Consider the following 7,952-nt stretch of genomic DNA (forward strand, 5'->3'; position numbering starts at 1 on the left):
GGCCTGTCATCCATCGGTCAGCCGCCCCGGTTGCGGTAGGCGCCCTCGTCGCTGCCGTCGTCCTCCAAAGCGGGGCCGGCGGTCTTCGCCAGATGCCGTTTCAGGGTCGCGAGCGCCTCCTGCGACCAGTCGCGCACGTCGGTGACGGCAGCCCAGGCGTCGACGTAATGCTGTGGAGCGTAGACGTGGCCGTAGCCCATCGGGGGCTTCGTCGCCATCGCCATGTCGAGCGCCAGCTGAAGCGCCGTCACCAGCGGGTACCAGTGCAGCTGGGGCGAGACGTCCGGCCCGCGCGGCGCTTGCAGCCAGGCCGGCGAACGGTAGGAGTCGCGATAATCAAAGAAGGTGACCGCGTCGCTGGCGTATTGCAGGTAGACGATCCGCATCGGCCCCCAGGGCGCGTCCGCGGGCTCGCGCGCGCCGTCCTGGTTCATGAACCGCACGAAGCGGCCGTCCCGGAACTCCGGGAGCCAGGCCGGCGAGCCGGGATTGCGGCCATCGGTCACCAGACGCCAGAAGCGGCTGCCGAAGGGAGGGCCGCTCCACAGCGCGCCGTTGATCGGATCGCCGATCATCTCGAACAGCTCGACCGAGCTCTCGGAGTGCATCGCCCCCAGGCTCAGCCCGTGCAGGTAGAGCCTCGGGCGGCGCTCCCTCGGCAGCGTGGTCCAGTAACCGTAGACCTCGGCAAAGAGGGCGCGCGCGGCGTCCGAGCCGTATTCCGGCTGAACGAGCAGCGACAGCGGGCTCGACAGGTAGGAATACTGCAAGGCAACGCTGGCGACGTCGCCGTGGTGCAGGTACTCGACCGCGTTCATCGCCGATGGATCAATCCAGCCTGTGCCCGTCGGTGTGATCACCACGAGGATCGACCGGTCGAAGGCGCCGACGCGTTTGAGCTCCGCCACGGCGAGCCGCGCCCGCTCCTGCGCCGTGTCGGCCGCGCGCAGGCCGACGTAGACGCGGATCGGCTCGGCCGCCGGGCGCGCCGTGAGAGCGCCGATCTCCGCCGCCCTGGGACCCGATGCCACGAACTCGCGCCCGGCACGCCCGAGTTCGCCCCATCTGACCAGCGATCCCGGACCGCCCGCCCGCGCCGGTTCGACGGGCTGAGGGCGCTCGGGCTCGAGGAGCGCGTCGCGTTCGCGGAACGAGGCATCGAGCAAGTGGAAGGCCGCGCGGAAGAAGACACCGTTCGCGACCGACCAGAACAGCACCACCGCGACGGAGACGCCGACCATCGTCGCAATCCGCCGCGGAACGAACCGGCCCGCGCGGCCGGCCATGAAGCCCGCAGCAAGCCCGAACAGCCGCGCGAGCGCGAGGAGCGTGGCGAAGGTCACCAGGGCGACCGCGCAGACCTGGAAGGGGTGCGCGCTCGTGACGGGCTCCATCGCCATCACGGCGCGGATCGAGTTCTGCCACTCCGCTGCGCGCCACAGGAAGATCACGGCGATGGACAGACACGAGGTGGCGACGAGACCGTTCGCGATGCGGCGCGCGCGTTCCGCCGGCTCCGGCAGTTCCAGATAGGCCCAGAGCCATCGCCACGCGACGCCGAGGCCGTAACCGGCAGCGAAGCAGGCGCCCGCCAGTGCACCCTGAGTGAGCGACGTGCGCGGAACGAGGGTCGGGGTCAAAGCCGCCGCGAAGAGTAAGGTCCCCAGAGCCAGGCCGACGCCCGACAAACCCCGCGCCCGCTGCCGGAGAAACCCTGCTGCACGCGCGGCGATGCGTGCCGCCCGACGGCGTTCCTGTTGCATTCCTCGTTCCAGGTCTGCCGGTGGCACGCTCCGCGGCCGCATGCCGATCGAAGCGAGCATATCAACGACCTGACGAGAACATCGACCGTAATGTTCACGGCCGGAGCGATCGGTGTGGCCAGCTTCTCGCCCGGTTCCCGACCAGCGGGCGGCCGTCTGCTGCTCGGGTCGTCTGCCCTGGCGCGCCGGGGTGGGATCATCGCAACGCCCGACCCTCTCCATCGTCCTGGTCTCCGCATAGCGCTCCCGACACCTCACCCGCCCGGCCGGGACATCGCCGGCTTTGCGGTGGACGTGGGTGAGCCAGCGTGGGGGCAGCGGCTCCAGGCTCGGCAGGCGCGCCGCGGTGAACCGCCGCCGGTGGAACTCCCGGCCGATCTGCGCGAGGGCGCAGGGATCCCCGGCCTCGGCCGCCGCTTCCATGGCGTCGAGGTGCCGGCGCAAGTCGGGGACGAGGGCGTCGACCGGGTCAGCCGGCTGAGCGAGAAGCGCGCCGCGCCCCGGCACGCCAGATCGCGCCGTCGCCGCAGCATCTTCCGCCGCCTCGTCGTGGCTCGTCTCCGGGGCGCGGGCGCCGCGGTGGTCCGAACGCTGCACCAGCCCCTCTTCCTGCCGCGGCAGCGCCTCGCGGACCGGGCTCTGGCTGCAACCGAAGCGGGCCGCAAGCTCCAGTTCCAGGAAGGCGGCACCGGGCGGGACCGCGTCGGGCATGATCGCCCGCCGCGCGGCGTCGGGGACGTGGCGGCGCGCCCCGCCCTAGCCGGCGGGTGCCGTGGTGCCTTGACGCCTCGGCTTGCGGGCCAGGCAGCGCCGGCACGAGGGGATGGACGGTGCAGTGGCGGCCGCTCGGCTCGTCGCGAAGGCTCGCCGCGAAGGCTCGTCGCCAAGTCAGCAGCGGCGCGCCAGGCGGAGCATGGTGGAGACCCGATCCGCTACGGGATGCCGCCGGCGACGTGCCCCTCCTGCCAGTTCTCGGTCGCTCGTGGGCCCGGTACGGTTCTACCCGAACCCCAAATGCTCATCGGTTCTTGAGCCAATCCCAGAGCAGGAAAGCCGGGAACGGGATCATGATGGCGTAGAAAATCCAGTCGAACATTTGCGGCATGTTAAATTCCTTCGGTCCGGTTGCGTCCGAAATATCAAGGATACGACAAACGGAAAGTTCCGGGCTCATGGTCGTTTCGGATATGGCCCCATGGGCCATCGAGCAGCGGGCCGTTTCTTTGCTGCGTTGCAGGTGCTGGCGTCGCCTCACGGGCCTCGCTGCCACGATCCACGGGGTAGGGCCGCTCACGCTCACGCCGCTCCGCCCGCCCGAGCGCTGCCAATGACCGGTCGAGTTCCAGCAGCATGTCAATCAGCGTGCGCCGGAATGGCACTGAAACCGCATCGCTCGCTCGCCTTGCCGCGAGACAATGCTCCGCGGCCCGCGTGGACGACGCCGACGGGGGCTAGCCTGCGTGGACCGCGTTCCGGGACCCGGGTTGCGGCGACCTCGTTCTGAGCGAGCGGAGCCGCCGCGGCGCGACCGCGGCTTACGCCTGCCGGTACGAGACTTGCGCCGGCGTGGATCCGATCTGCCCGAGGGTCGCCGAAACATATGCCAGAATAATCCCGTACAACGTTTTTCGGACCGATGTTTTCCTGGCACGGTTTTCTGACGCGGGCTCCTGTCCTGCGGGCAAGCGTCGAGGGCGTGAGCTTGAGCGATCCGCGAAAGTGTCAGATGTCCGGTCGGTTCTCATACAAATGCCGCGCCGGTCGCGCTCGGGGTGGCGAGCCGACGGGACGCCCGCGTCAGCCAGCATCCGGGAAAAGCAGCCGGCGCTTGACAGAATGAAACAGAACTGAGAATGTTACATTTATGGCCGCTAACAGTCTCCTGGCAAGTGCCGTCCAGGCGCTCTGCGTGATCGCCTGGCGTGGCAGCGCAGGCGCCAACTCGGACCTGCTCGCGACCAGCCTGAACACCAACCCGGTCGTGGTTCGGCGTCTTCTCAAGCTGCTGGAGCGCCAGGGCTTGGTCAGATTGCGGTCGGGCCGACACGGGGGCGTCGAGCTTTTGCTGGCCCCTGCCGACATCACGCTGGAAGATGTCTACCGCGCCGTCGAGCCGGATGGGGCGATGTTCGCCATGCGCGAGCGGCAAAATCCGCGCTGCCCGGTGCAGAAGGCGATGACGGACCTGCTGCCGCCGCTGTTCAGCGCGGCCGACGACGCGGTTGCCGAGGTTCTGCGGCGCACCTCGCTGGCTACGCTGGTCGAGCAGGTTCCGCGCCCGGGCTGACAAGGCGCGGAGCCGCGGCATTAATGAAACGTACCATGTTACGTATCAGATTGGAGGCTCGCCGTGATCGTTCGCCAACTTGCCGCTCCTTCGCCAGGTCCGAATCCCGGCGCGCGCGAGGCCGGTCTGCCCAAGGCCAGGACCGATGCGGCGACGCGGCCGGTCCGCCCGAACCAGGTGCTCGCCATCGTCTGCGTCGGCATCGTGCTGGCCAATCTCGACCTGTTCATCGTCAATGTCGCGCTACCCGATATCGGCCGGGATTTCGTCGATGCCGGTCTCGAGGGTCTGTCCTGGATCCTGAACGGGTACGCCATCGTCTACGCGGCGCTCCTCGTCTTCTTCGGTCGGCTCGCCGAGCGCTACCGACGCGACGTCAGCTTCCTGGTCGGGGTGGCGCTGTTCACGGCGGCGTCGGCCGCCTGTGCCGCGGCCACGAGCGTCGAGATGTTGGTCGCATTCCGGGTGATCCAGGCCGCCGGCGCGGCGCTGATGACGCCCACCTCCCTCGGCCTCCTCCTGGCGACGTTTCCGCCCGATCAGCGCGGCCATGCCGTCCGGACCTGGACCGCCATCGGGGGCTTTGCGGCCGCGCTCGGGCCGGTCGTCGGAGGGTTCCTCGTCGCCTGGAGCTGGCGCTGGATCTTCCTCGTCAACGTACCGATCGGCATGGTGGCGCTCGCGGTCGGGCTCTGGAAGCTTCCCCGCATCCCCGGCCACGCGATCCGCAGACCCGACGCGTGGGGGGCGATCCTCATCACGCTCGGCGTCGGGGCCTTGACCTACGGGATCATGAAAACGGCCGATTGGGGCTGGGCATCGGGCAGGACCGCGTTCGCGATCGGGGCCGCGGCGCTGTTGCTCGCGCTCTTCGTCGTCGATTGCCTGCGGGCCAAGAACCCCTTCATCGACCCGTCGCTGTTCCGCATCCGGCCGTTCACGGGCGCGGCGCTGATCCTCGCGCCGTATTCCGTGGCGTTCGGCGCCATGCTGCTGTCGATCGCGTTGTGGCTGCAGGACGGCTGGGGCTGGTCCGGGCTCAAGGCCGGGCTCGCGATCGCGCCTGGCCCGTTCCTCGTGCCTGTGACGTCGCTTCTCCTCGCGGGGCGCCTGATCGCGCGCATCGGCCCTGCATCCGTGGTGGCGCTCGGGACCGGCCTGTTCTCGGCCGGGATGGTCTGGTGGGCGGTCGTGCCTGGTCTCGAACCGAGCATGCCGGTCGCGATCACCGGCATGGTGTTCCTCGGCGTCGGTGTCGGGCTCACCTTCCCGACCCTCATGGGGGCCGGCACGGCTGCCCTGCCGGCCTCCTCGCTGGCGACGGGCTCCGGCATCCTCAACATGATCCGGCAGACGGCGCTCGCGCTCGGGGTCGCACTGTTCGTCGCCGTCCTCGGCGCCCCCGAGACGCCGCTCGGAAAGCTGGCCGCGTACGAACGCGCTTGGTGGCTGACTGCCGGGCTGACGCTGCTCTCGCTCGTGCCGCTGGCCCTGCTGAGGCGACCGCGGCCTGCGGGGAATCCGTGAAGGCAGCGGGCGCGTGCGCGGGCTACAAGCCCGCGGCCCCGTTGCAGGCGGGATTGCCCCTGATCGGATCCTGCTGGCGGACGCTCACGCGCTGACTGGCCGATCCCGGATGCCCGAAGCGCTTGCGCCAGCGTCCGTTTCGGCTGGCCCACTACGACGGGCTTCACCCCCGCGGCGCTTCGGGTTGCCGCGTCCCGCGCGAGTTCATCGCCCGATCAACTCAGGAGAGCCTGTCCGGTCTTTGAGGAGCAGCTACAGTCGCCGCGCTGAAGCGACCGCACCGTCGATTTGCGTGCCTGCGGGCAAGGACAGGTATTATAATCCATGATCTACATCTAATCTGTCGGTAATCTCAGATTTATCTCATATGAATATGATGCGAGCCATCTGGTATTGGCAGTCGACAAGACAACCCCTGTCATTGCTCCGTCATCAAACCGTCTTCGCTCCCGGCCGAGAGAGTGTTGCTGCGCAGTTTCCCGTCCGTCTTCCGGCGACGGCGGGTCGCGCTGCGGTCGAAGCTGGGAGGCACAACCCATGGTTCAAGGCGTTTCCGCCGCGGGCACGGCGAGCCCGATCAAGAACGTCATCGTCATGATCGCGGACGGTGCCGGGGCAAACACCCTCGAGGCAACCCGGCTCTACCTGAACGGCCTGGCCGCCAACGATCCCCGCCGCGGGTCGGGCGGCGCCCAGGGTCTCGTCGCGGACGGGCCTGGCTTCCTGGCGACCGCGCAATCCGTCTACCCGCTGTCGACGCGGACCACGCCGGTGGCTGGTCTCGCCGGCCTCGTCCAGGACCCGAACACCGTCTACGACCCGGCCAGGAACTACGACGCCGACCCCGTGGCGGGCACCAACAGCGCCGGCTACCAGAGAGCGTTCGACGGTTACGAGTGGAACCGCGCCACTGCGCCGGACTCGGCCAATACCGCCAGCACACTCACCAACGGCGAGAAGAGCTACAACAACGCCGTCAACGTCGACGGCAGCGGCCTGACCGAGACCACCTTGGCCGAGGTCGCCAAGTCCCTCGGCAAGGCGACGGGCGTGGTCTCGACGGTGCAGTTCAGTGATGCGACGCCCGCCGCGACCGGCGGCGCGCACAACGTCGCGCGCGCGAACGCCAACCAGATCGCCCAGGAGATGTTCGAGCACGGCATCCTCGACGTGATCGCCGGGACGGGCAACCCGGACTACAACGACGACGGCCAGCGGACCACGACGTCGAACTACCAGTGGATCGGTTCGGATCTCTGGGGGGCGCTGAAGAACGACACGTTCCGCTCGGACGACGGCCAGAGCTGGACGCTGCTGCAGGATCGCGCGGCCATTCAGGCCGCGGCGACGGGGACTCCGACGAGCGAGCGGCTCGCGATGGTCCCTCAGGCGTTCACGGGCACCAACTACTACCGGTCGGGCGCGGCACCCGCCGGGGCGACCGAGATCCCGTTCAGCGTGCCGCGCCTGAACAGCTCGCCGACCCTGTCGGAACTGTCCCTCGCCGCGCTCAACAGGCTCAATACCGATCCCGACGGTCTCTACGTCTCGATCGAGGGCGGCGCGGTCGACCGTGCCATGCACGGCAACAATTTCGGCCGGATGATCGAGGAGTACGTCGACTTCAACGATGCGGTGAAGTCCGTGGTCGACTGGGTAAACTCACCCGACAGCCGGGCGACGTTGGATGACACTCTGATCATCGTGACGGCCGACCACGACCATCTGTTGTTCGGGCCGGAAGGGGCGACAATCCCCTACCAGCCGGTACAGCCGGACCGGAACGGCGACGGCGTACCAGAGTACAAGTGGTTCGGTAACGGGCACTCGAACCAGATCGTGCCCCTGCTCGCCACGGGCGCGAACGCGTCGACGCTCCTCACCCTGGCGGACGATCAGGATGTGGTCCGGAACGCACAGGGACAGGTGGTCGCCGGCACTGGGCGGCGCTTCACCGATCAGGCCGAGGTCGGTCAGTTCCTGCTCGATCAGGAACGCCTGAGCGTCACTCAGGTGAATGAGCAGAACAACAGTGTCACGGGGAGCGCGGCGGGCGAATTGCTGCGCGGACTCGGCGGGGACGACACGATCGACGGCGGCGCCGGCGACGACGTGCTCTTTGGCGACCTCGGCAACGATCGCGTGGACGGGGGCCAGGGTAACGATCAGGTACGGGGCTGGTTCGGCAACGATGTCCTCTCCGGAGGCGCCGGTGACGATCAGGTCTTCGGCGAGGAGGACGACGACCTTCTCGGCGGCGGCAGCGGCAGCGATTACATCAGCGGCGGGAGCGGCAACGACTCCCTGTACGGTGACGAGGGCAACGACGCCCTGTACGGCAACTCCGGCAACGACGTCCTGTTCGGGGGCGCCGG

Annotated in this window: 5 protein-coding genes; 3 read left to right on the forward strand and 2 right to left on the reverse strand. The window is 68.8% G+C overall.

What is annotated here, in order from left to right; translation table 11 throughout:
• Window positions 1-17: 17 nt before the first annotated feature.
• Both DT057_RS09190 and DT057_RS09195 read right to left on the reverse strand, forming a co-directional pair.
• Window positions 18-1,763 (reverse strand): alpha/beta hydrolase, encoded by a 1,746-nt coding sequence (locus DT057_RS09190; protein WP_203236230.1) that lies wholly within the window; start codon window positions 1,761-1,763, stop codon window positions 18-20.
• 1,018 nt (window positions 1,764-2,781) lie between these two features.
• Window positions 2,782-3,057, reverse strand: a complete 276-nt coding sequence (locus DT057_RS09195) for a hypothetical protein (RefSeq protein WP_128561778.1) — start codon at window positions 3,055-3,057, stop codon at window positions 2,782-2,784.
• A 570-nt stretch (window positions 3,058-3,627) separates the two neighbouring features.
• On the opposite strand from DT057_RS09195, the gene DT057_RS09205 reads away from it, so the two are divergent.
• The 3 genes from DT057_RS09205 to DT057_RS09215 all read left to right on the forward strand — a co-directional run.
• Window positions 3,628-4,050, forward strand: coding sequence for an Rrf2 family transcriptional regulator (locus DT057_RS09205; RefSeq protein WP_128561779.1), 423 nt, complete (start codon window positions 3,628-3,630; stop codon window positions 4,048-4,050).
• A gap of 63 nt (window positions 4,051-4,113) precedes the next feature.
• Window positions 4,114-5,577: an MFS transporter gene (locus tag DT057_RS09210; protein WP_203236228.1), complete on the forward strand. Its 1,464-nt coding sequence runs from the start codon at window positions 4,114-4,116 to the stop codon at window positions 5,575-5,577.
• 537 nt (window positions 5,578-6,114) lie between these two features.
• A partial coding sequence (locus tag DT057_RS09215; RefSeq protein ID WP_203236229.1) for an alkaline phosphatase occupies window positions 6,115-7,952 on the forward strand: 1,838 nt, incomplete at its 3' end.

It is taken from the genome of Methylobacterium crusticola (genome assembly GCF_003574465.1).
Taxonomy (GTDB): Bacteria; Pseudomonadota; Alphaproteobacteria; order Rhizobiales; family Beijerinckiaceae; genus Methylobacterium; species Methylobacterium crusticola.

Bases quoted from the DNA above. Each gene is read 5' to 3' on its own strand.
- DT057_RS09205 (WP_128561779.1), top strand. From the start codon at position 3,628: ATGGCCGCTAACAGTCTCCTGGCAAGTGCCGTCCAGGCGCTCTGCGTG.
- DT057_RS09190 (WP_203236230.1), bottom strand. From the start codon at position 1,763: ATGCAACAGGAACGCCGTCGGGCGGCACGCATCGCCGCGCGTGCAGCA.